Source organism: Segatella sp., assembly GCF_977051555.1.
This window is the reverse complement of record NZ_CDRSSE010000013.1, coordinates 20,713-44,434: the sequence shown is the minus strand read 5'-3', so window position 1 is coordinate 44,434 and position 23,722 is coordinate 20,713. Positions and strand designations below refer to the sequence as shown.

The 23,722-nt window shown below is 44.2% G+C and carries 22 protein-coding genes; 9 read left to right on the top strand and 13 right to left on the bottom strand.

Features of this window, described 5'->3' with window-relative positions:
* Nucleotides 1-101: 101 nt before the first annotated feature.
* A complete protein-coding gene (locus ACWJAO_RS05050) occupies nucleotides 102-1,550 on the bottom strand; it encodes an SLC13 family permease (RefSeq protein ID WP_449139470.1) in 1,449 nt (482 codons plus the stop codon).
* Nucleotides 1,551-1,999: 449 nt separating this feature from the next.
* Here ACWJAO_RS05050 and rpsA point away from each other — a divergent pair, with 449 nt between their 5' ends.
* The 4 genes from rpsA to ACWJAO_RS05030 all read left to right on the top strand — a co-directional run bounded on the left by rpsA (nucleotide 2,000) and on the right by ACWJAO_RS05030 (nucleotide 7,025).
* Nucleotides 2,000-3,784, top strand: a complete 1,785-nt coding sequence (rpsA, locus tag ACWJAO_RS05045; protein ID WP_144150679.1) for a 30S ribosomal protein S1 — start codon at nucleotides 2,000-2,002, stop codon at nucleotides 3,782-3,784.
* Nucleotides 3,785-4,145: 361 nt separating this feature from the next.
* Nucleotides 4,146-5,321 (top strand): PCMD domain-containing protein, encoded by a 1,176-nt coding sequence (locus tag ACWJAO_RS05040; protein WP_449139469.1) that lies wholly within the window; start codon nucleotides 4,146-4,148, stop codon nucleotides 5,319-5,321.
* A gap of 20 nt (nucleotides 5,322-5,341) precedes the next feature.
* Complete coding sequence (locus tag ACWJAO_RS05035) at nucleotides 5,342-6,178, top strand: porin family protein (RefSeq protein ID WP_449139468.1); 837 nt, start codon at nucleotides 5,342-5,344, stop codon at nucleotides 6,176-6,178.
* A gap of 91 nt (nucleotides 6,179-6,269) precedes the next feature.
* On the top strand, nucleotides 6,270-7,025 hold the full coding sequence (locus ACWJAO_RS05030) for a hypothetical protein (RefSeq protein ID WP_449139467.1): 756 nt from the start codon (nucleotides 6,270-6,272) through the stop codon (nucleotides 7,023-7,025).
* Between the two features lie 96 nt (nucleotides 7,026-7,121).
* Here ACWJAO_RS05030 and ACWJAO_RS05025 read toward each other — a convergent pair whose 3' ends face one another.
* From ACWJAO_RS05025 to thrS, 6 genes are all read right to left on the bottom strand, one after another.
* Complete coding sequence (locus tag ACWJAO_RS05025) at nucleotides 7,122-7,442, bottom strand: type II toxin-antitoxin system RelE/ParE family toxin (RefSeq protein ID WP_147327825.1); 321 nt, start codon at nucleotides 7,440-7,442, stop codon at nucleotides 7,122-7,124.
* On the bottom strand, nucleotides 7,430-7,723 hold the full coding sequence (locus ACWJAO_RS05020; RefSeq protein ID WP_287582460.1) for a hypothetical protein: 294 nt from the start codon (nucleotides 7,721-7,723) through the stop codon (nucleotides 7,430-7,432). The genes ACWJAO_RS05025 and ACWJAO_RS05020 overlap by 13 nt, the downstream gene beginning before the upstream one ends.
* A gap of 230 nt (nucleotides 7,724-7,953) precedes the next feature.
* Complete coding sequence (rplT, locus tag ACWJAO_RS05015; RefSeq protein WP_006846863.1) at nucleotides 7,954-8,298, bottom strand: 50S ribosomal protein L20; 345 nt, start codon at nucleotides 8,296-8,298, stop codon at nucleotides 7,954-7,956.
* 39 nt (nucleotides 8,299-8,337) lie between these two features.
* Nucleotides 8,338-8,535: a 50S ribosomal protein L35 gene (gene rpmI, locus ACWJAO_RS05010; protein ID WP_006846865.1), complete on the bottom strand. Its 198-nt coding sequence runs from the start codon at nucleotides 8,533-8,535 to the stop codon at nucleotides 8,338-8,340.
* 76 nt (nucleotides 8,536-8,611) lie between these two features.
* Nucleotides 8,612-9,298, bottom strand: a complete 687-nt coding sequence (infC, locus tag ACWJAO_RS05005) for a translation initiation factor IF-3 (RefSeq protein ID WP_449139466.1) — start codon at nucleotides 9,296-9,298, stop codon at nucleotides 8,612-8,614.
* Between the two features lie 144 nt (nucleotides 9,299-9,442).
* A complete protein-coding gene (gene thrS / locus ACWJAO_RS05000) occupies nucleotides 9,443-11,395 on the bottom strand; it encodes a threonine--tRNA ligase (RefSeq protein WP_449139465.1) in 1,953 nt (650 codons plus the stop codon).
* Nucleotides 11,396-11,679: 284 nt separating this feature from the next.
* On the opposite strand from thrS, the gene ACWJAO_RS04995 reads away from it, so the two are divergent.
* Complete coding sequence (locus tag ACWJAO_RS04995) at nucleotides 11,680-12,711, top strand: asparaginase (RefSeq protein WP_144150667.1); 1,032 nt, start codon at nucleotides 11,680-11,682, stop codon at nucleotides 12,709-12,711.
* A 666-nt stretch (nucleotides 12,712-13,377) separates the two neighbouring features.
* Here the strand turns inward: ACWJAO_RS04995 and ACWJAO_RS04990 are convergent.
* Entirely contained in the window at nucleotides 13,378-14,955 is a 1,578-nt protein-coding gene (locus tag ACWJAO_RS04990; protein ID WP_334563236.1) for a DUF4301 family protein, read from the bottom strand.
* 552 nt (nucleotides 14,956-15,507) lie between these two features.
* On the opposite strand from ACWJAO_RS04990, the gene ACWJAO_RS04985 reads away from it, so the two are divergent.
* Nucleotides 15,508-17,727, top strand: a complete 2,220-nt coding sequence (locus ACWJAO_RS04985) for a RelA/SpoT family protein (RefSeq protein WP_153093366.1) — start codon at nucleotides 15,508-15,510, stop codon at nucleotides 17,725-17,727.
* A 234-nt stretch (nucleotides 17,728-17,961) separates the two neighbouring features.
* Here ACWJAO_RS04985 and ACWJAO_RS04980 read toward each other — a convergent pair whose 3' ends face one another.
* The 4 genes from ACWJAO_RS04980 to ACWJAO_RS04965 all read right to left on the bottom strand — a co-directional run bounded on the left by ACWJAO_RS04980 (nucleotide 17,962) and on the right by ACWJAO_RS04965 (nucleotide 21,524).
* On the bottom strand, nucleotides 17,962-19,926 hold the full coding sequence (locus tag ACWJAO_RS04980) for a tetratricopeptide repeat protein (RefSeq protein ID WP_449139464.1): 1,965 nt from the start codon (nucleotides 19,924-19,926) through the stop codon (nucleotides 17,962-17,964).
* Between the two features lie 104 nt (nucleotides 19,927-20,030).
* Nucleotides 20,031-20,588: a peptide deformylase gene (gene def, locus ACWJAO_RS04975; RefSeq protein ID WP_449139463.1), complete on the bottom strand. Its 558-nt coding sequence runs from the start codon at nucleotides 20,586-20,588 to the stop codon at nucleotides 20,031-20,033.
* On the bottom strand, nucleotides 20,588-21,001 hold the full coding sequence (ruvX, locus tag ACWJAO_RS04970; RefSeq protein ID WP_006846875.1) for a Holliday junction resolvase RuvX: 414 nt from the start codon (nucleotides 20,999-21,001) through the stop codon (nucleotides 20,588-20,590). The genes def and ruvX overlap by 1 nt, the downstream gene beginning before the upstream one ends.
* A 37-nt stretch (nucleotides 21,002-21,038) precedes the next feature.
* Complete coding sequence (locus ACWJAO_RS04965) at nucleotides 21,039-21,524, bottom strand: SPOR domain-containing protein (RefSeq protein ID WP_153113618.1); 486 nt, start codon at nucleotides 21,522-21,524, stop codon at nucleotides 21,039-21,041.
* A 263-nt stretch (nucleotides 21,525-21,787) separates the two neighbouring features.
* Here ACWJAO_RS04965 and ACWJAO_RS04960 point away from each other — a divergent pair, with 263 nt between their 5' ends.
* From ACWJAO_RS04960 to ACWJAO_RS04950, 3 genes are read left to right on the top strand one after another with little or no spacing between them, the layout of a single operon-like run.
* The gene (locus tag ACWJAO_RS04960; protein WP_006846877.1) at nucleotides 21,788-22,000 is read left to right on the top strand and encodes a YtxH domain-containing protein; all 213 of its coding nucleotides are present in this window, start codon (nucleotides 21,788-21,790) and stop codon (nucleotides 21,998-22,000) included.
* A 15-nt stretch (nucleotides 22,001-22,015) separates the two neighbouring features.
* Entirely contained in the window at nucleotides 22,016-22,369 is a 354-nt protein-coding gene (locus ACWJAO_RS04955) for a phage holin family protein (RefSeq protein WP_264902637.1), read from the top strand.
* 15 nt (nucleotides 22,370-22,384) lie between these two features.
* Complete coding sequence (locus tag ACWJAO_RS04950) at nucleotides 22,385-22,648, top strand: hypothetical protein (RefSeq protein ID WP_022121618.1); 264 nt, start codon at nucleotides 22,385-22,387, stop codon at nucleotides 22,646-22,648.
* A 255-nt stretch (nucleotides 22,649-22,903) separates the two neighbouring features.
* Here the strand turns inward: ACWJAO_RS04950 and ACWJAO_RS04945 are convergent, their stop codons facing one another.
* Complete coding sequence (locus ACWJAO_RS04945) at nucleotides 22,904-23,683, bottom strand: MBL fold metallo-hydrolase (protein ID WP_449139462.1); 780 nt, start codon at nucleotides 23,681-23,683, stop codon at nucleotides 22,904-22,906.
* Nucleotides 23,684-23,722 lie beyond the last annotated feature (39 nt).

Genomic DNA, 23,722 nt, shown 5'->3' with positions numbered 1-23,722 from the left:
TTAGTTTATTATCCTCTCAGGATGATGTTTTTCATCCATTAACCCTACATATACAGTAGGTATCCAAGGGTATACCCCTTGCTTTGTCTGGACTTATCGATTTAAATAATTAGGTTTGCGGCACCAGCCACCAGGATATGGGAAAGCCAAAGGATAGCAAGTCCGATGACGCCACCCACCAAAGCTTTCCAGCCAATATTGCGGAAATACCATCCCATGTGCATACGTTCCATCTTCATCAGGGCAAGACCGCTGATTGTACCGATACCAAGAACGTTACCACCAGCCATTACGCAATATGCAATCATCTGCCAGTAGATACCATTGGTATGATAATCAGTAAGCATGCTGAATGAAGGCTCATTCACATTTGGCAGATCATGAAGGGAGAAAAAGTTCATGGCTGTAGCAAAGTTGTCAAGTACAGTACTGATGATACCAGCCAAGACGCCATGCAACAGCACGCCAGGACGCTTATCATCCATACCGACAGAGTTGAGAAGAGTAGCAAAATCGTCAAAAGCGCCGGTCTCCTTCACCACTCCGATGGCAAGCATGATACCCATCACGAAGAGAATCATCTGGACGACTCCGTATTGGAACACTCTAGGAGTGCGACGGTCAGCCATCGCATCCATATTCATGAGTTTACGGTTGAATATCTCGTTCACAATCCAAAGTACGCCCAATACGCAGAGCGCACCGAGGAAAGGACTTAATTTCGTAATATTATGGAAGGTAGGGATAAACCACAATCCACCGATGCCCACAAAGAGCATCAGCAAGCGCTGCCATACATTGAGACGGGTATCATCCCCGCGGTATGGCATAGCAATCCATTCTGTCTCTACTCTTTCAGGCAGCATGCGCTGCATCATCAACAACGGAATGAGCCAGGCTGCAAGACATGGCAGCAGAAGCGACAGGAAATAATGAGTAGCCGTTACAGCACCCATATTCCACATCACCAGTCCTTCCGGATTTCCGATAACGGTAAGAGCTCCGCCACAGTTGGCAGAAAGAAGAATGGCACCTCCATACACCATGCGCTGACGACGGTTTGGAATTACCCCATGCATCATCGTAAGCATCATCACTGTTGTAGTAAGATTATCGAGATTTGCCGAAATAACAAAGGTTACGGCAGCGAGAATCCATAGCATTTTCTTGGCGCTTCGGGTACGTAACAACTGGCGTATGAAATCGAAGCAACCATTGTTATTGAGAATTTCAACTATCGTCATAGTAGCAAGCAGGAAGAGTACGATTTCTGCTGCTCTACCCACATAAGGAAGGAAGATGTTACGGGCAATAAAATACTTCACCGTTGTACTGGTGGATTCTATCTCGTTCCACATTCCGAGATTCAGATAGCGCGAATAATCAGAAGAGTGTTCACTGGTCACGAAGTCCATACCGAAACAGATATAGAGGACCCATCCTACCGTTCCAGCAAAGATGGCTACGGCAGCACGGTTCACCTTGGTAATATTCTCAGTTGCAATGAGAATATATGCCAGTATCAGTATGGCAAGGATGACTAGTGTCATATCATTTATTTTATTATATTCATTACATTTTGAACGCAAAGGTAACAATTATTTTGTAATCGCCAACATTTCGGTATTTTTTTTTAATGAATTTAACTCATTTTTCATACAAATGAAAATTTCGTCCGGTTTTTTCTTTCGCCATTATTTTTCTTCCCTCTTCATTTTTATCATAGAATCAGATGAAAACACGGATAACTGAGAAGAACATCACAGGAAGAAATATCGAGGAGAAAGTTATCAGAATATTGAAAGGTTGAGCTCATATATATAATGTATCTCCCCGAAGGAATCCACCAAAATAGTGATTTTAGTTAAATATTACTAACAAAAAGAAGAAAATCAAGAGTAAATGCCTGTAACTCAAAGAAAATGAGTAATTTTGCGCCCGATTTATACAATTCACATAAAGTCAAACTTTATTAATTTTAATTTTTTAATTATTTTTTATGTCAGATTTAAAGAACGTAAAGCCATTGGACGACTTCAATTGGGATGAGTTTGAGAATGGCACAAGCGCAAACGTCAGCAAAACAGACCTCGAGAAGGCCTATGACGAAACTCTTAACAAGGTAACAGAACACCAGGTTGTAGAGGGTACAGTAATCTCTGTAGACAAGAAAGAGGTTATCGTAAACATCGGTTACAAGAGCGATGGTATTATCCCTGCTTCTGAATTCCGTTACAACCCAGACCTCAAGGTAGGCGACAAGGTTGAGGTTTATGTAGAGAACCAGGAGGACGTAAAGGGCCAGTTGGTACTCTCTCACAAGAAGGCTCGCCTCAGCAAGTCTTGGGAGCGTGTTAATGCAGCTCTCGAGAACGAGGAAGTTATCCAGGGTTACATCAAGTGCCGCACTAAGGGCGGTATGATCGTTGACGTTTTCGGTATCGAAGCTTTCTTGCCAGGAAGCCAGATCGACGTTCACCCTATACGCGACTACGACGTATTCGTAGGCAAGACAATGGAGTTCAAGGTTGTAAAGATCAACCAGGAGTTCCGCAATGTCGTTGTATCTCACAAGGCTCTCATCGAGCAGGAGCTCGAGCAGCAGCGTAAGGAGATCATCGGCAAGCTCGAGAAGGGTCAGATTCTCGAGGGTACCGTTAAGAACATCACTACTTACGGTGTATTCGTTGACCTCGGCGGTGTTGACGGTTTGATCCACATCACAGACCTCTCTTGGGGCCGCGTAAGCGATCCACACGAGGTTGTATCTCTCGACCAGAAGATTAACGTTGTTATCCTCGACTTCGATGAGGAGAAGAAGCGTATCGCTCTCGGTTTGAAGCAGCTCACTCCACATCCATGGGATGCACTTGATCCAAACCTCAAGGTAGGTGACCACGTGAAGGGTAAGGTAGTGGTTATGGCTGACTACGGTGCATTCGTTGAGATTGCTCCAGGTGTAGAGGGCTTGATCCACGTATCAGAGATGTCTTGGAGCCAGCACTTGCGTTCTGCTCAGGACTTCATGAAGGTAGGTGACGAGGTAGAGGCAGTTATCCTGACTCTCGACCGCGCTGAGCGCAAGATGAGCCTTGGTATCAAGCAGCTCAAGGAAGATCCATGGGAGGCTATCGAGACTAAGTATCCTGTTGGCAGCAAGCACACAGCTAAGGTTCGCAACTTCACTAACTTCGGTATCTTCGTAGAGCTCGAGGAAGGTGTTGATGGTTTGATCCACATCTCTGACCTCTCTTGGACTAAGAAGGTTAAGCACCCATCTGAGTTCACTTCTGTAGGCGCTTCTATCGACGTAGTAGTTCTCGAAATCGATAAGGAGAACCGTCGCTTGAGCCTCGGCCACAAGCAGTTGGAGAAGAACCCATGGGATGAGTATGAGGCAATCTACACTCCAGGTTCTGTTCACCAGGGTACTATCACTGAGTTGATGGACAAGGGTGCTGTTGTAGCTCTCGCTGAGGGTGGTGAAGGTTTCGCTACTCCTAAGCACCTCACTAAGGAGGACGGCACAATGGCTAAGAAGGGCGAGACTCTCGACTTCAAGGTTATCGAGTTCGTTAAGGAGACAAAGCGCATCATCCTCTCTCACTCTCGTACATTCGAGGAGGGTAACGAGCCAGTTGCTAAGCCAGCTCACAAGCGTGCAAACGGCGGTCGCAAGAACAACAACGAGACAGCTATGATCAACAACGTTGCTGCTAGCACATCACTCGGTGATATCGATGCACTCGCTAAGTTGAAGGCTCAGATGGAGGGCAAGGCTTAATCTCAAACAGATCAGGCATTTGCTATTCATTAGCTAGATAACATTCAGGGGACTGAAATTTCAGTAATGAGATATCAGTTCCCTTTTTTATTATGTGTATTAAAAAAATAAACAATCGGGCACTATTTGCCAACTTCAGTAAACTTATCTCGACTAATTCACGTTCTAAAACCACTAATTCATGGTATTTTTCTATAAAAACATGTCGAAAAACACAAAAACCTTTGGTGGTTTAAAGTTTTCTGTTTATCTTTGCACCGATAAAAATAATTAATTACATAAGCTAGAGAAATCATTCTCTCAATAATTATCAGAAAAGAAAGAGAAGCGATTCTCCAGATTACAAAAGAAAGTTCAAGATATGAAACAGTCAAGATTCATAGTAGCCGCTCTATCAATGAGTTGCATCACTACCCTCTCCTCCTGCTTCAAGGAAGAACCACTCAATGCCGAATGCGACATCGAGCAGGCATACATACATGCTGACAACAAGAATTTATTGAACTTGTTGTTTACTAATCCATCTGACACATTGGTCAATGTGCAGAGTGATCAAACAAAAATCGAGTTCACGATGAGACCATTTGCCGCCCTTACCAAACAGGCGCCAATATTCCGCCTCACACCTGGAGCGACCATCTCACCAGAAAGTGGAAGCCTTCAGGATTTCTCTAAAGGACCTGTAACATATACAGTTACTTCAGAAGACAAGCAATGGAGCCGCACCTATCAGGTAAACATCAAGAAGGGACAGACCACCATGAGCAAGGAGTTTGAATTCGATTTCGAAAACGCATACATCAGCAAGGGATACTACAACTGGCAGGAAAACTGGAATGGTGATCTCCTCGACATCTGGGCTACCGGAAACCCGGGATTCAATATCAGCAACCCATCGGCAAAACCGGAGGAATATCCTACCGTGATGATAGAAGACGGTTATCAGGACAAGGGCGTGAAGCTCACCACCCAGCGCACCAGCAAGGTTGCTGATATGGCACACAAGCCTATCGCTGCCGGCAACCTCTTTATCGGACAGTTTGATGCTACCGATGCCCTTTTCGATGCAATGAAGGCAACAAAGTTCGGTCATCCATTCAGCTTCAGCGCAAAGCCTGCTAAGTTAGAAGGATGGTATAAATATCAGGCTGGCAAAAAATTCACCGACAAGAATATGAAAGAACTTGACCGCCACGACTACGGAACCATTTATGCTGTGCTTTACGAGAACATCGATGAAAAGGGGAATGCCGTATTGCTCTACGGAGATAATGTACAGACCAGCAAACAGATAGTGGCACTGGCTCTGGTAGGTGAAACCCATGATGACAACGGAAAAGTTGCCATTGGAAACACGCGTGAATGGCATCACTTCAGCGTAGATTTCGAGTATAAGAAAACCATTGACCCAATCAAGTTGAAGAATGGTGGCTACAGTCTCACTATTGTCAGTTCATCAAGTTCAGATGGAGCTAACTTCCTGGGTGCCGTAGGTAGTACCCTTTGGATAGACAGTTTCAAGTTGATTTGCAAATAAGCTAAGGAGGAAAACATAGAATGAAGAAGATAACAATATTAGCTCTCCTGCTGACATGGGGCACTGCCTCATGGGCAGGAGAAAATGAGAATCAGGAAACAGAGGAGCAGAAGCAGGTAACAGAAAACAAGCGCACTCCATGGAACAAATATCTACACGGCTACCAGTATCAGGCTCGTGTGGCATATAATTTGGGAGGCACAGCCCCTATCGGTCTTCCAGCCACCATCCGTACACTACACAGCTATACCCTGCAACCTAACTTCAGTCTGGGTATCGATGCTTATCACCCACTTTCAGGCAAATGGGGGTTCGTTGGAGGTCTGCACTTTGAAAACAAGGGCATGAAGATTGATGCAGGCGTAAAAAACTATTATATGAGGATAGTTCGTGGAGGCGATGAGCTGAAAGGTATATTTACAGGCAACGTGGTTACGAAGGTAGACATGAGTCTTATCACAGTACCATTGCAGGCTACATACGACATTTGCGACAACCTCCGTTTCAAATTGGGTCCGTATGTTAGCTATGTAACATCAAAGAAGTTTGAGGGCTGGGCATACGATGGTTACCTCCGCCGCCAAGAGGAAGGTCATCCTAAGGGCGATCCTACCGGACAGAAGGTAAAGTTGGGTCATGATGAAGGAGAGCGTGGTGATTACGATTTCAGCGATGACATGCGCAACTGGCATATGGGCGTAGATTTCGGAATTGACTGGCGCTTGAACAACCGTTGGGGCCTCTGTGCTGATCTGAGCTGGGGCTTAAATGGTATCTTCAAGAAAGATTTCGAGACCATCGAGCAGACGATGTATCCTATCTACGGCAGCGTAGGTATCACGTATCAGCTGAAGTAACAGATAATATAATGTACGCGTACATTATTATATAAATAAAAATAGAAACAATATAATAATTTTTTATTAATACACAAAAAAGAGAAGAAAAATGAAAAAGTTTATTTATTTGATGGCCATGGTTTGCACCCTTGGCTTCTTCACCGCTTGTAGCAGCGATGATAACAATGACGAGAATGAATTTGTACGCAACGAGAAGATTGAAGGTACCTGGAAGGTACAGGAAGCAGGTTTTGATGCAAATGGCAATTCTACAGGTTCAGTTGTATTAAAGTGGGAAGGTTCTGATGATGCAACCATTACTATCCCAGGCTTGATGGATGAACCATATCCTGTAAAGGATGCCATCAAAATGGCTCCAATGCTGCTTAACAGCCAGCTCAGAAGCGTTCTGCAGGATGTAACCTTCAATGAGAAGGGTCAGATTTCTGCAACCTATAAGGAAGAGGCTGATGACAAGGACTGGAAGGTAGCTAACGATTACGCTACATACAAGGTGGTTAACGAGAATATGATTACCTTGTTCCTGAACACAGCCAAGATTACCGCAGACATCGATGATGCTCAGGAGAAGGCTATGGTAACCGGCATGTTGGATCAGTTTAAGACCGGTATTCCAGTACACGTATCTTATCCAGCAGCCAACAAGGTATATTTCTATGTTGACAAGGATTTCGTAGCTCCTATCATCGCCATGCTTGATGCCCAGGTTGACAAGATTCCTCCCACAGGCATGGACAAGGATGATTTGGCAAAATTCCTGATTTTGAAGACTGTTGTAAAACAGCTTCCTGCCATCATGGAAAAGACCACCAAATTCGAGGCAGGTATTGAGTTGATGAAGTAAAGCTGCAAAGGCTATAAGCTCCCGAAAGGCTGATAAATAATAAAATCCCCATTTATCCTTTGATGGATAGCTGGGGATTTTTTTGCTTTTTATAAGTTATTCTTCTTGTTTCCAAAAGCTGGATGGGTTCTTTCTCATATCCCAAATATCTACGAAATGAACTTCATCCATCTTTTCGAGATAATAATAAATCAACTTAAAATTATTCATGAAATTAGCGCCTCGCAGCTGGTATGGAAAATCAGGAGCACCATTAAAAGGCGGCCTTCCTTCTGGAAAGACCTCCAAAAAACTCTTGATCTTATCAATTTCCGTCATCCATCTACGAGCCGTTTTTCTACCATAAACCTCATAAGCTTCTTCAACATACTCATGAAGTTTCTGTTCGAAAAGAGGGTGAATGATTACTTTAGCCATGGGAAATCCTGATAAAGACGTTCTTTAAAATCATCGTATGGCTCCCACTTCGTTGGATCATCCGCAATGGTTTTACAATACTCAATGCTCTCCATCAAACTCTCCCAGGAGAAATGATTACCCAACTCCGGAATTTCATCTAAAACCTCTTTATGATTCTCGAAACCACTCATCGGCATAGGCACAGCATGCTCCACCACCGAAACACGATGAGTTGGCGTAGGCTCAGCTACCATATCCTCACCCTCATGCAAATCTATATGATATTTTTTTTCTTTCATAATAGTATGCTTTTAATGAACCTTGCAAATATACGAAGAAATATAATAATATGCAAGATTTTGAGGAATTATTTAATCATTCTTGAGGAATTTTCTATTTTCCAGGCACAAAAAAAAGATTGCATCAGCGGAAATACTTCCAACCAATGCAATCTTCAGTTTTCTTTAATCTAGAGGCTAAACACTTTCTTACGAGAAAATTCACGGAAGAAAAGAGCCTAGCGTCGGATTTACTTCACCTTTGCAACGATAGCCTTGAAAGCCTCTGGGTTGTTAACAGCGAGGTCAGCGAGAACCTTACGGTTAATCTCGATACCAGCCTTGTGAAGAGCACCCATCAACTGGCTGTAGCTCATACCATCGAGGCGAGCAGCAGCGTTGATACGCTGAATCCACAATGCGCGGAATGTGCGCTTCTTGTTACGACGATCGCGATAAGCGTAGGTAAGACCCTTCTCCCAAGTGTTCTTAGCTACTGTCCATACATTCTTGCGAGCTCCATAGTAACCCTTAGTGAGCTTCAAGATTCTTGTTCTTTTTGCTTTTGATGCAACGTGATTTACTGATCTTGGCATAATTTTTTTTCTTTAAAAGTTCGACTAAAAAGTTAATAATTAACGGAGGCAGAGCAAGTCGCGAACCTGCTTCAAGTTTGAACGGTCTACGAGAGTCTCGCCGAGGAGATTTCTCTTCTGCTTCTTTGTCTTCTTAGTCAAGATGTGACTGTGAAAAGCGTGATGACGCTTAATCTTACCTGTACCGGTGAAACGGAATCTCTTCTTTGCGCCGGAATTAGTCTTTACTTTTGGCATTTTTACTTTTAATTTTAAATTGTTATTTATTATAGCGATGGCAACGCATATACCAGGGCGTTACGCATCTTTTTTCTTAATTCTCTGTTCCTTCTGCGAGTTTCTTCAGGCTATCGCCGCCTTTAGCATTGGCGAGCAAGCCATTCTTCTCAGCATTAGCAGCGCGCTCTGCATCTGCAGCAGCCTTAGCTTCAGCCTCTCGCTTCTCACGGTCCATCTTCTGCTGGCTCTTCTTTGCAGTACCAGCCTTCTTAGGACTCATGTAGAGGAACATCTTCTTACCTTCAAGCTTTGGCATCTGCTCCACCTTTCCGTACTCTTCCAAATCATTGGCGAAACGGAGAAGAAGAACCTCACCCTGCTCCTTGAAGAGAATAGAGCGACCACGGAAGAAAACGTATGCACGAACCTTGTTACCCTCGTTGAGGAACTCCTTAGCGTGCTTGAGCTTGAACTGATAGTCGTGCTCATCAGTCTGAGGTCCGAAACGGATTTCCTTGGTCTCCACCTTTACCTGCTTCTGCTTCATTTCCTTTGCATGCTTCTTCTGCTGGTAAAGGAATTTAGAATAGTCAACTATACGGCAAACTGGTGGTTGCGCATTAGGAGATATCTCGACTAAGTCAAGCTCTTGCTGACGTGCCAACTCCAACGCCTTACGTGCTGGCATCACTTCTGCTCCACCATCACTCACTACTCTCACGTCGCGTGCACGAATCTGGTCGTTTACGCGGTACTGATTTTTCATTTTGTCATTTTTCATTAACTATTCGATATATTCTTTTTTGTCTTTTTGATTAAACGGCTGCAAAGTTACGATTATTTTGTGAAACCACCAAATTTTCAGTGGGTTATTTTAAAAAAATCCGCAGATTTCCAAAGAAACCTGCGGATTTATATCTCATTTTTACTCTTCAGCGGCCTTCAATTGCTCTACAACCTCGGCATTGATACGCTGAGCGAACTCTTCCATGCTCATGGTAGCCTGTTCGCCACCACCCTGCTTACGCATAGATACCAAGCCCTCGGCACTCTCCTTCTCACCTACGATGACCATGTAAGGAACACGCTTCAACTCGTTGTCGCGAATCTTGCGGCCAATCTTCTCGTTACGGTCATCAACGAGAGCACGTACACCCTGCTTGTCAAGATACTGACGTACCTTCTGGGCATAGTCGTTGAACTTCTCAGAGATAGGAAGAATTGCAACCTGGTCTGGAGTCAACCACAATGGGAAGTGACCGGCGGTATGCTCGATGAGAACGGCTGTGAATCGCTCCAATGAACCGAATGGTGCACGGTGAATCATCACAGGAGTCTTCTTAGAGTTATCCTCAGCGGTATATTCCAGCTTGAAACGCTCTGGCAAGTTGTAATCCACCTGGATGGTACCCAACTGCCAACGACGACCGATGGCATCCTTTACCATGAAGTCGAGCTTAGGACCATAGAAGGCAGCCTCGCCAACCTCCTCGCGTGTCTCAAGCCCCTTCTCCTTGCAAGCCTCGCGGATAGCATTCTCGCTCTCTTCCCAAATCTCATCAGTACCGATATACTTCTCTGTATCCTTAGGATCGCGGAGAGAAATCTGTGCCTCGTAGTTCTCGAAACCGAAGATCTTGAATACCTTCAGGATTACGTCGATTACATTCTCGAATTCCGACTTCACCTGATCTGAACGAACGAAGATATGTGCATCATCCTGTGTAAAGGTACGAACACGGGTAAGACCGTGGAGCTCACCGCTCTTCTCATAGCGGAACACGGTACCGAACTCTCCGATACGCAGAGGAAGATCCTTGTAAGAACGAGGCTTACGCGCATAAACTTCGCAGTGGTGAGGACAGTTCATTGGCTTCAGCATATACTCCTCATCCTCCTCTGGAGTATGGATAGGCTGGAATGCATCCTTGCCATAGTGAGCATAGTGACCAGAAGTAACATAGAGACTCTTGCCGCCAATACCTGGGCAGATAACTTCCTGGTAGTTGTAAGGCTTTTGGAGAGTACGGAGCAGATTCTGCAAGCGAAGGCGAAGTGCAGTACCCTTTGGCAACCAGATAGGAAGACCCTTACCTACACGCTCAGAGAACATGAAGAGTTCCATCTCCTTACCGATCTTACGGTGGTCACGCTTCTTAGCCTCTTCGAGAATTACCAAATACTCGTCGAGCATCTTCTTCTTAGGGAAGCTGATACCGTAGATACGAGTCATCTGCTCGCGCTTGGCATCACCGCGCCAGAAAGCACCTGCCACACTTGTAATCTTCACTGCCTTGATAAGACCAGTGTTCATCAAGTGAGGACCACGGCAAAGGTCGGTGAAATTGCCCTGGGTATATGTGGTGATGGTACCATCCTCCAAGTCCTGCTCAATATGCTCGCACTTGTAAGTCTGACCGTCAGCCTTGAACTCAGCGAGAGCATCAGCCTTAGACACCTCCTTGCGAACCACAGGTTCGTTCTTTTTGGCAAGTTCCATCATCTTAGCCTCAATCTTGGCGAAATCATTCTCTGAGATCACCTGACCCTCGGCTGGCATTACGTCGTAGAAGAAACCACTCTCTACGGCTGGACCGAAACCGAACTGGATGCCTGGGTAAAGCTCCTTAAGAGCTTCAGCCAACAAGTGGGCAGATGTATGCCAGAATGTGTGCTTACCCTGCTCATCCTCAAACTTATAGAGTTCTACATTTGCATCCTCATTGATAGGACGATTCAACTCTACTGTTTCACCATTAACACCGCAAGATACAACGTTGCGAGCGAGAGCCGGTGAGATACTCTCGGCGATTTGTAAGCCAGTTACGCCCTGTTCATACTCACGAACAGATCCGTCTGGGAATGTGATTTTTACCATAACAACTTAGTATTTTTATTAAATCGAGTGCAAAAGTACGATTTCTTTTTGTAACAAGCGAATAAAAATGCATTTATTTTGCTAAACTTTGCTAATACCTCTTTATATTAAGGGCTTTTAAGACGAAAATGCTGACATATTGAAGTTTTCATCTGCTTTTCTACCCATATTCCGTAACACTTTGTAAAATTCAGATACATTTTTAGTCAATAAGTTTTGGAGAAACAAATATTTTCATTATCTTTGCATCCGATAACGTGACAAAATGTAAAGAAACAAAGAAAATGGCAAAACCAAAGATTCTCATCATCTATACCGGTGGTACCATCGGTATGGGAAAGGACCCGATGACAGGTGTATTGGAACCCCTTGATTTTAATCACCTCGTTTCTTCCATGCCCGAATTCAAGCTCATTCAGGCAGAAATCGATGTACGAAAATTCGACCCACCTATCGATTCCAGCGACATGGATCCAATGCGCTGGGCAGAAATCGTAAGCATGATATCCAACAACTACAACGACTATGACGGATTCGTAATTCTTCATGGCACCGATACAATGGCTTACACTTCATCTGCCTTGTCCTTTATGCTTGAGAATCTGACCAAGCCTGTAATATTGACAGGTAGCCAGTTGCCTATCGGTGAATTGCGAACCGACGGCAAGGAGAATCTGATGACAGCCATAGAGATTGCTTCTGCCAAGAATGCCGAAGGACGCCCTATGGTGCCCGAGGTATGCATCTTCTTCAACGGCAAGCTGATTCGCGGTAACCGTGCCATCAAGATCAATGCCGAGGGATTTCATGCTTTCGAATCATTCAACTACCCTCACCTCTGCGATGTAGGAATCAATTTCCAATATCACGACCATCATATTCTTAAGCCGGATTACAGAAAGCCAATGGTTCCACATCTGAAGCTCGATCCAAACGTCATCGTGTTCAGTCTCTTCCCAGGTATCCAGGATAACATTGTGCGCCACGTGATGGAATCACCAGACCTCCGCGGTATCGTGATGCGTACTTTCGGTTCGGGCAATGCTCCTCACACGCCATGGATTATGCGTCTTCTGGATCAGGCTGCCCATCGCGGAGTAAACATCGTGAATATCAGCCAATGTCTTACGGGCAGTGTAGAGATGGAACGCTACGGAGCCGGCTTCCAGTTGAAAACTGCTCATGTGATAAGCGGATACGATTCTACTGTAGAGGCTATGGTCACCAAGATGATGTATCTGCAGGGAAGATATGCAGACAACAAAAAGGTAAGAGAAAAACTGACTGAATCTCTGGCTGGTGAAATATCTATATAATATAAGGTGAAATTTTCATCCATATAATGAAGCAATAAAGTAAATGACAGTCTCCCGATAGTGTATACGATAAAACTACAGATTGGCAAACTGTCATTTACTCGCTCATTATAAGTCATTTAGCGAAACAAAGAAAATTACCCTACAAAACTGAATAGTATTGCAGGAAATATGCAGGAAACATTTAACGTAGGTTAAATATCGATAGTTTTTTGGCAAAAAAACTTGTTGCGTTTCATTTTTTGTGTAACTTTGCAGCGTAGAAAAAAAAAGATCAGTATCCTTAATAGATACCAATCCGTAATATAATTAATAAATCAACAAAACCTACAAATTATGAACATTAACAAGGTAAAGAAGTATGGTGAGTTCGTAGAAATTGCGGCTCCTGTAGAAAGAACAACAGCTGAAGAGTATCCAACAGTATTAGGTGGAGAAATTTGGTACAACTAAGAACTTCCTGCTAAGGATTCCTATCCTTTGTATCAGATAGTTTTCCTTTAGCAGAACAGAAGCAAAAGGCTATTTTTATTTGATTCAGAACATCTTATAATTTTTAGCAGACACATTATTAGCTCAATGATAAAGGCTCAATCCTCGAATAAAATCGGGAACTGAGCCTTTATTGTGTTTATATCTTACCATCAAGATATACGGAATCGGATATTAGTGCTTACCACAGCAACCGCCCTCTCCGTGATGATGCTCGTGCTTGATGCCACCCTCTACAGCCTGATGCTGGTCGCGGAGCAGATCGTTCACGGTCTTCACTGGGTTGAATGTACCGAGAGGAACCTCTACGAATACTGTATTCCAGTCACTCATCGCACCATTCCAGAGACCTGGCAACTCGAGTGCCTTCAAATCCTTACCATTCTTACTCTTGCTGGAGATGAAACCGGTAGATGGATCAACAAACTTAGGAAGATCGAAGGCATTGCCCTGATAATCCTTGGTAGCGCAGACGAGATCTACTGGGTTGAAGTGTGTTCCCTCGGTAAACATCTTCATATACTCCTCGTTATTCTTGTCAATCTGAGAGCTCTCCAAAATCTGAAGGCTTACGGTACCATCCTGGTTATAAGTAAGGAATGGACCACCACCTGGCTCGCCCACGTTCTTAACGACACCGCAGACACGCATAGGACGGTTCAACTTCTTACGCAGATAGATAACCAGTTCGGCATCCTCCAGCTCCTTGATATCAGCCTTGCGGCAGCAGAGGTCGCGCTGAACGAAGCGGATAATCTCCTCCAGCTTCTCATGGTTGTACTGACCGGAATCTAAAACCTTCAGATAATTGAAAGCCTGCTTCTGCAGAGTAACCAATACACCTGCTATCACCTGCTTCCAGGTAACAGTCTCAGCCTTCAGGCGATCAGGAACCACATTGTCAATATTCTTGATGAATACCACATCAGCATCAATCTCGTTGAGATTCTCGATGAGCGCGCCATGACCGCCCGGACGGAACAGCAATGAGCCATCCTCGTTACGGAAAGGAGTATTGTCTGGATTGGCAGCGATGGTATCGGTGCTAGGCTTCTGCTCTGAGAATGAGATGTTATACTTGATGCCGTAACGCTGTGCATACTTATCTACCTTCTCGGCTACCATTTGCTTGAAGAGTTCCAGGTGGTCGTGAGAAACGGTGAAATGAACGTTTGCCTCGCCGTTGCTGCTAGCATAGAGCGCAGCCTCAACCAGGTGCTCCTCCATTGGAGTGCGAACCTCGTCCTCATACTCGTGGAACTGGAGTAATCCCTTAGGCAACTGTCCGTAGTTCAATCCCTCTGGCTTGAGGAGATTAGCCACGATAGCCTTGTAATCACCCTTCTTGATAAGGCACATAATGCCCTTCTCGTTGTTTACATGGCACTTATCACAGAGTGCCTTGCGGAAAGCAAACTTCTTGATATTCTCGAAGAATTGTTTTTCGAAGTCAGTAGTAGGAACATCGTATGGAGCATCGAGGAATGCAAACATGTTCTTGAACATGCGGCTTGCCGCACCTGAAGCAGGTACGAACTTCACAATCTTGTGACCCTCAGCCTTGTAGTCGTTCCACGCCTTCTCGTAGTCCTCTACTTCCTGAGCTGTAGGAGCCATGATACCCTTACCGATGGCAGCCGCACCCTCGAGCTTGAGGAATGGGAAACCATTCTTGATTTGTTCCAACTGGTGTTCAATCTGCTGCTCGGAGATACCGCGAGCAGAGATTTGGTTTAGATCTTGCTGATTCATAATACCATATTTATGTTAAATTTACACTATATGTGCTACAAAGATAATAGTTTTTTCTGATAATCAGAAATATTTCCGCTTTTTTTTGTACCTTTGCATTGAAAATTTAACGAAGTAGGCGTTTTTTAACGCCGAATCGCCATTGTTTGTCAAATTTAAAATAGAATATTGCGACATGGTTAGTAAATTATCAAAAGAGCACGACAGAAGGTCGGGGCTATCACATTACCTCTATGGGGTATCTACATTATTTTTAAGTGGTGTAGGAATTGGCGGTTTATCGCCATTAGTAACAAACCAAGAATTGAACATATACAATTTACTTTGTTTGTTCATTGGAACGCTATCTGCAATTATCATTGCATATTGCGCTAATAGAATTATGAAGTATAACGATAAATAATATTATTATGGATGGATTAATGTTTATTTTTTCGCTGGGGCTAATTATTAGCAGCAGCTTTGCCATCTGGCTCAATACCAAATCTGGTCAGAAATGGATAGACGAGTTATAACAACTCAATAATATATCATCAGCAGGAGGGAACGACAATGAACGAAACACCTTTTAAATTCACATCCGAAGAAAAGGAACAGACACTCCAAATCCTGGAGCGCCTGAGAACCGCCGTGGGCGACACATTCAAACCAGGCGATGAGCAGCATCTGCGTGAAGACATACAGCATGCCTTCATCAACCATCAGATTAAGCGCAATGTCTTCGGAATGAATCCAATACTCGCTGCCCTGCAAACCGCAGAAATCGCAGTAAACGAGATAGGTCTGAAACGAGATGGCATCATCGCCATTCTGATGCAGACCAGCGTCATCGATGGCTATCAGACCATCGAAGAGATACAGAAAAAATACGGAGATAGCGTAGCCCACATTATCAGTGGTCTGCTTCGCATCCACGATTTATATAAGCGCAACCCTATCATAGAGAGCGAGAACTTCAGGAATCTGCTTATCTCATTCTCTGAGGATATGCGCGTCATCCTCATCATGATTGCCGACCGCGTGAATGTGATGAGACAGATACGCGATACCAAACAGGAAGAGGCAAAGCATGAAGTAAGCGAAGAGGCAAGCTACCTCTATGCCCCACTCGCCCACAAACTGGGACTCTACAAACTGAAGAGCGAACTGGAAGACCTCAGTCTGAAGTATCTCGAGCACGATGCCTACTATATGATAAAGGACAAGCTGAACGCCACCAAGGCTTCGCGCGATGCCTATATCGCCCGCTTCATCCAGCCAATCCAGGAAAAGCTCGATGCTGCCGGTCTGAAATATCACATGAAGGGCCGCACCAAGAGTATCCACTCCATCTGGCAGAAGATGAAAAAGCAGAAGTGCGCCTTCGAGGGTGTATACGATCTCTTTGCCATCCGTATTATCCTCGATGCACCAAGAGAGAAAGAGTATATGCAGTGCTGGCAGACCTTTGCCCTCATCACCGACATGTATCAGCCAAACCCAAAGCGTATGCGCGACTGGCTCAGCGTGCCTAAGAGCAACGGTTATGAAAGTCTGCATACCACCGTACTGGGTCCTGAAAACAAATGGGTAGAGGTACAGATTAGAACCGAACGCATGGACGATATTGCAGAGCACGGACTTGCTGCCCACTGGCGCTACAAGGGCATCAAGCAGGGAGAAGGCGGTATTGACGAATGGCTTGCCAATATCCGTGCTGCCCTGGAAAGCAACGATGATCTGCAGCTGATGGACCAGTTTACCACCGACCTGAAGGAAGACGAAGTATACGTGTTCACTCCAAAGGGCGACCTGCTGAACTTCCAGAAGGGAGCCACGGTACTCGACTTTGCCTACTATATCCACTCCCGCATCGGCAATACCTGTGTGGGCGGAAAGATTAACGGAAGAGCCGTCACCTTCCGACAGGAACTCCATTCGGGAGACCAGGTAGAAATCCTCACACAGAGCAACCAGAAGCCACGCCGAGAATGGCTCAACATCGTGCAGACATCCAAGGCTAAAGCCAAGATTCGTCTAGCGCTGAAGGAAACCCAGAAGAAGGACGGTCTCTATGCCAAGGAACTTCTGGAGCGCCGATTCAAGAACAGGAAACTGGATATTGATGAGAGCATCATGGCGCGCATCATCAAGAAAATGGGATATAAGGAGAACTCAGACTTCTATAAGGATGTAGCCGAGGAGAAAATCGATGTGAACAGCATCATCGAGAGATACATAGAGGAGCGCGACCACGACCTGAACCTCGCCAATACCAACAAGCCTGCAGAAAGTGCAGAGAATTTTGAGTTTGAGAATCCTACTGAGGAATTGATGAAACAGAGCGATGACGTGCTGGTTATCGATGAGCATCTCAAGGGCATCGATTTCGAACTGGCTCATTGCTGCCATCCTATCTATGGTGATCCTATCTTCGGATTCGTTACCATCAGCAAGGGTATCAAGGTACATCGCATGGATTGTCCTAACGCCAAGGAACTGCGCCGCCGTTTCGGTTACCGCATCGTGAAGGCGAAATGGAGCGGCAAGGGAACATCCAAGTATGCCATCACGCTCCGCATCATCGGAAACGACGATATCGGTATCGTGAGCAACATCACCAACATCATTTCCAAGGAAGACAAACTCATCATGCGAGGCATCAACATCTCCTCAAAGGATGGTCTCTTCTCTGGCAATGTTACCGTAATGATTGATGATGCCGGCAAAACTGATGCACTCATCAAGAAACTGAGCGCCGTGAAGGGCGTTAAGCAGGTAACGAGAATATAATCCCGCAGATGGATATATTTTTAGTCCCACGGATTATTTTTTAGTTCCACAGATTTACACAGATTTTTTCTGAGTCTGTCTATCATAAAGAAAAGGTTCAACTCCAAACCAATGGAATTGAACCTTTTCTTTTATAGATAAATATCTCTTGATTCCTGATATCTGTGTAAATCTGTGAAATCTGTGGGACTTAAAATAATCCGTGGGACTTAAAATATTCAATCTGCGGGATTATTATTTCGACTTATTCAAGCGCTTGATTACAGAATAAGCATCATACAAGCCAAGCTCTCCTGCCTTCGAAAGATCCTGGATGGCAGTCTGCTTATTGCCACTCTTGGCTCGTGCAATACCTCTATTATAATAAGCCTCTGCAAGACGGTTATCAATTCTCAGGGCAATGGTATAGTCATCTATTGCCTTTGAAAGTTCGTTTCTGCCTGCATGAAGATTACCTCTATTATAATAGATGTAAGCATTGTTACTGTTCAGGCGGATGGCATCACTGAAATCAGCCTCGGCAGAATGGATATTAAGAACACCCTTGCCCTCAGCCTTATTAAATTCATCCATCTCAGCCTGACAGACAGCACGCTGCCAGTAAGCCAATGAGTTCTTGTCATCGAGCGAGATATAATAGGTGAAATCGCTGATGGCAGCCTCGAAATCACGAAGTACACTATGAGCGATGGCTCTGCGCATCAGGAGACGTTTCCTGGTTTCATTATCGCTCGCCACACTCAACTCAGCCGAGAGTTTATCAATCATTGAGAATATCTTCATAGAACCGTTCTCATCGAGCTGTTCCTTACTGCAAACGATATAAACCTTGTCAGCCTTGGTATGCTGATTGAGCGCATCCACCTCCTTATCATAAGCCTGTACTCCACTTACATTCTGACTGTTAGGGAAATAAGATAGCTGATACATCGGCAGGAAAGCGGTTTCTACCTGACGGTTCTGAACCTTACCACGATACTCACTCTTATAGTTGTGCTCATACTTCGGTTCGTCATCTACTACCAGCGAAGCAAACTTATTCGGATCTACCTCCGAACGCTTACGCATCTCCTTCTTGGTCTTTGTGCTCCATCTCGGCTGGATTCCGATATGCTTGTTCATCTGCGCCTTGAAGATACGGAATTCATCCATCTCTGCCTTTGCCGTCATGCCCAGGCGACGGTAACAGTTGGCACGGTTAGACAGACCGGTCCAGAAGTTAGGAAACTGGTTGATAACCGTAGTATAATCCCTGATGGCTGCTCTCAGATTACCGGTCTTGTCATGCAGGAGAGCGCGGTTGAAGATAGCCATGAAGTTCTGGGGTTCCATCTTGATGATGAAGTCGAAATCGGTGATAGCACGGTTATCATCACCCAACTGTACACGCATCAGGCCTCTATTATAATGTGCCAGGAAATTGTTCGGATCCAGATCGAGGGCATTGTCATAATCGCTCATCGCCCCTCTGAGGTTATTCAGATTGATACGCGCCAAGGCACGATTGATGTAACTGTTTACATTGTTTGGCTTGAAATGCAGACTCTTGGTCAGCGCCTCATCAGCCGTTTTCCATTCCTTTCTTGCCAGCGCCATATAGGCACGCGTAGTCCAGGCATCTCCATCATACGGATTGAGTTGCAGACTCTTGTCAAGCCATTTCTCTGCCTGCACGGTATCTTTCTGATGCAGATACACTTCAGCCTTGAGCGAATAAGCATTCGACCAGTCTTTCCATTTCCCTACGATGGTATCCAACTCCTGCTGTGCCGCCTCATACTTTTTGTTTTCCATCTGGCAGATAGCCCGATTAAACCAGTAGTTTCGGTTACGCGGTTCCAGTCTGATAGCCGCATTATAGTCAGCTATCGCATCATCAAACTTGTTTTGTCTGATGCGACAGATGGCTCTCAAGTCATAAATATCATTGATATAGGGATTGAGATGCAGCGCCTCACTGGCATCACTTTCGGCACCCGTAAAGTCATCCAGATTAAATTTTGCCACACTGCGGTAATACCAAGGCTCATACAGATAAGGCTTGGCACCGATAGCCAGATTGAAATACTTGATTGAAAGGACGAAATCCTCATAATACAAGGCACTCCGACCGGCCGTAACAAGTCGGTCTACACGGTATTGGGCAGAAGCCGAAATGGCGCCCATCACCATAAAAAGAACTAAGAGAATCTTCTTCATCTGTTCGTAACTCTCTGAAATAAAACCTATTGAATGTAGAATAAAAAAATATAGTAAGCCCAATCGTCACGATTACCATGAAGCTTACTATATTTTCGGAAGAACTATCGACGGATCTTGGTACGATAGGCAGCACGGAAGTTGCCCTTGATGATACCCTTGAGCTTTCCTGCTATCATGTTCTTGCGAAGAGGAGACACACGGTCAACAAACATAGTACCCTCCAAATGGTCGAATTCATGCTGCATCACGCGAGCCAAATACCCCTCTATCCACTCATCATGTTCATTAAAATCCTCATCCATATACTTCACATGGATGCGTGTAGGACGAACCACCTTCTCATTGATACCAGGAATAGAAAGACATCCCTCCTCAGAAGAGTCGGTATTTTCCTCATCACGCTCCAGAATATGGGCATTGATGAAAGCATGACGGAATCCCTTGTACTCGGGCATATCCTCGCTGAGCACATCCAGGTCGATAACCACCAGGCGGATAGGCAAGCCAATCTGAGGTGCAGCCAATCCGATGCCGTTGCTGGAATCAAGGGTTTCATACATATTATTAATCAACACCTTGAGATCTGGATAATCAGGGGTAATATCTTCAGCCACCTTTCTCAGCACTGGCTGACCATAAATATAAATCGGTAAAATCATTATCTTCTTGATTGCAAATAATCCTGTAATATGATGGTAGCACTTATCTCGTCTACCAATCCTTTATTTTCTTTTCTCACCTTCTTCTTTACACCCCCATCTATCATGGCTCTATGTGCCAGGACTGATGTAAATCTCTCGTCATAATATTCAATTGGAATTTCAGGATGAGCCTTTCGCCAACGGTTGTAGAAGTTTTCTACTCTTGCCAGGTTTTCACTTGGCTGCCCGTTAGGTTGCATCGGTTTTCCGATAACAATGCGCTCCACCTGTTCTTTCTGAATATAAGTTTCGATATAAGTGAAAAGTTCATGTGTAGAAACTGTGGCCAACCCATTGGCAATAATCTGCAATGGGTCGGTCACAGCCAGTCCGGTACGTTTTTTACCGTAATCTATAGATAAAATTCGCATTAATCTACGGATATCTTATCCTTAATATAATATCAGATTACTTCTTAAGGAGTAACCAAGCATCAGGATACTTACCAGCGCGAAGCTGATTGCGGCTCTTGACAGCAGCAGCCTTATCAGCAAATGTAGAAGCTACCACGCGGTACATGTTACGCTCTTTGTTCAGGGCAATCTGAGCATCGTAGCCAGCGCTCTTCAATGTACTAGCCAATCCCTCTGCGTTAGCCTTGAGAGAGAAAGAACCAACTACTACGCTATAGCTTGACAAGCCAGAACCAGAGATGAGAGAAACATCCTCAGAACGAACAGTAGCATTATCAACCTCTGTCTGCTCATCAGAAGGAGCCTGAGTCTCGAGAGGAGCTACAACTGGTTCCTGAGCAACAGGAGCCTGAGCAGCCTGCTGTTCCTGCTGCTGAGCCTTCTCATATGCCTTCTTGTATGCACTTTCCTTAGATGTACCACAACTTGCGAGCGCCAAAACTGCGCACATTCCCATGCTTAATACTGTAATTTTCTTCATAATTCTTATTCGTTTTATTGTTTATTATTGTTGTTCATTCAATATAAATTTCGCGTTATGCGTTTTTTACTCTGCGAAAATACAAAAAAATGCCCGAAAAACGAAGAATATGCCGCCTAAAGTTTGTTAAATAAGGCTATTAAAACATTTTTAATGAAAAATTAAGGCTAAAAGGCTTGTTTTTTAAAGAGAATTTAGTATATTTGCATTGTCAAATGAAAATGACAAGAAGATAATCGTTTAACGTTTAAAATTTATAGCATATGAAAACATTAGGTTACATTGGTGCTTTCCTCGGCGGTGCTATCGCCGGTACAGCACTCGGTTTGATTTTCGCTCCTGAGAAGGGTGAAGATACACGTAGTAAGATTGCAGGTGCAGTAGACGATTTCTGCAAAAAGCACGACATCAAGTTGAGCCGTAAGGACGTTGATGATCTGGTTGACGACATCAAGGACGCAGCTCCTGAGGTTTAATCATCACCTATCATGATGTTCTCCAACGATAAAAATGTAGAAACTATCGGGCAGCTCATTGAGGTGCTTAAACATTACATCGGGCTTCAGAGCGAATTTCTGAAGCTCGATGTTGTGGATAAGGTGGTACGCCTGCTTACCGTCATTACCATGACGGTGGTACTTCTGGGTTTACTTACGCTTACCCTCATTTACCTATCCTTTGGCGCTGCTTTTGCATTGGCAGACTTAATAGGTAGTCTGACTTTCGGATTCTGCATTGTTGCTGCAGTATACCTATTTATATTAATACTATTTGTAATTTTCCGCCATAAGTGGATTGAGAGACCATTGGTCAGATTTCTGGCAAGCCTCTTAATGGGAAAATAACCTCCTTTTCGCAACATGACAAATCATTCAGAAATCACAGAATATAATTCCTTAAATGATATACGACTCAAAAAAGAGGCGATACGCAAGGAAATTGATGCCGATGATGCCAAGATTCAGACTTTATGGAACTCGCTTTTCACAAAACCTGAAATCCTGTCACGCAATGCGAGTCCTAGCAAGCGACTGCAGAGTTTGCTGCAGGTGGGAGCAGGAGCATTCGACGGTGCACTGTTGGCTTGGAAACTTTACCGGAGATTCAAACCTCGGAAGAGATGAACCATATACCGTTTTGGGGAAAGGAAAGATGCCTTGAAAAAAGGTATTTTTTAGTCACCCAAAAGGGGATAAAAACAAAAAAGGGTCGCCGCTGCGACCCCAATACCTTGTTAACCTTAAATCTAATACTATGAAAAACACACATGCAAATATAGAAATAATCTATGATACTCGCAAGCTTTTCTTCAAAAAAGATTAAATAATTAACCTTAATTAATTCTTTAGCATAAAATCGAGTATTATTTTAACTATACTTTACTCATTATCCACGTATATTTCCATTTGATCGAAGCCAAATTCAAAGCCTTCGGGCAGCCTTTTATTCGCTTCATCGTGAAAACCTATCTGATGAGTCACATGGATAAAATAAGTATGTTTTGCTCCTATCCTGCGCGACACCTCAATAGCATCAGATACAAGCTGATGGCTGTGATGTGTTTTCTCAAATCTGAGTGCGTTAATTACGAGTGTTTCCACACCATCCAAACAAGCATATTCTTCATCACCCATAGATTTCAAATCAGTAATATAGGCAAACTTACCAAACCGATAGCCGAGAATAGGCATCTTATCGTGCATCACACGGATAGGAACAAACTCAATGTCTCCTATCTGATAATGCTCATGCGGATGAATGGTATGCAATTTGAGTCTAGGAGCTCCCGGATAGAGTTTTTCTGTATTCTTCGGAAAGCAGTAAGGCATCGTATGAGGCAGCCCCGCAGTAACGATTTCATCGCCATAGATATTAATATCACCAAAGATACAGAAAGGGCGTAAATCATCAATACCACCAACATGGTCATAATGGATATGCGTAATCAGGACGCCATCTATCTTCCTGAAAGGCACACGCAACAACTGCTGTCGGATATCAGGTCCGGTATCTATCAGAATACGGGTATTCTCCGTTTCTATCATTGCCGCACTGCGCAATCTTTTATCATGCGGATCCGTACTTCGGCACACCTCACAGTTACACCCCAACGAAGGAACACCGCCCGATGTGCCTGTACCTAATAAAGTTACCTTCATTAATTATCAAATATTTTTCTGAAAACAAACGAATTCTTT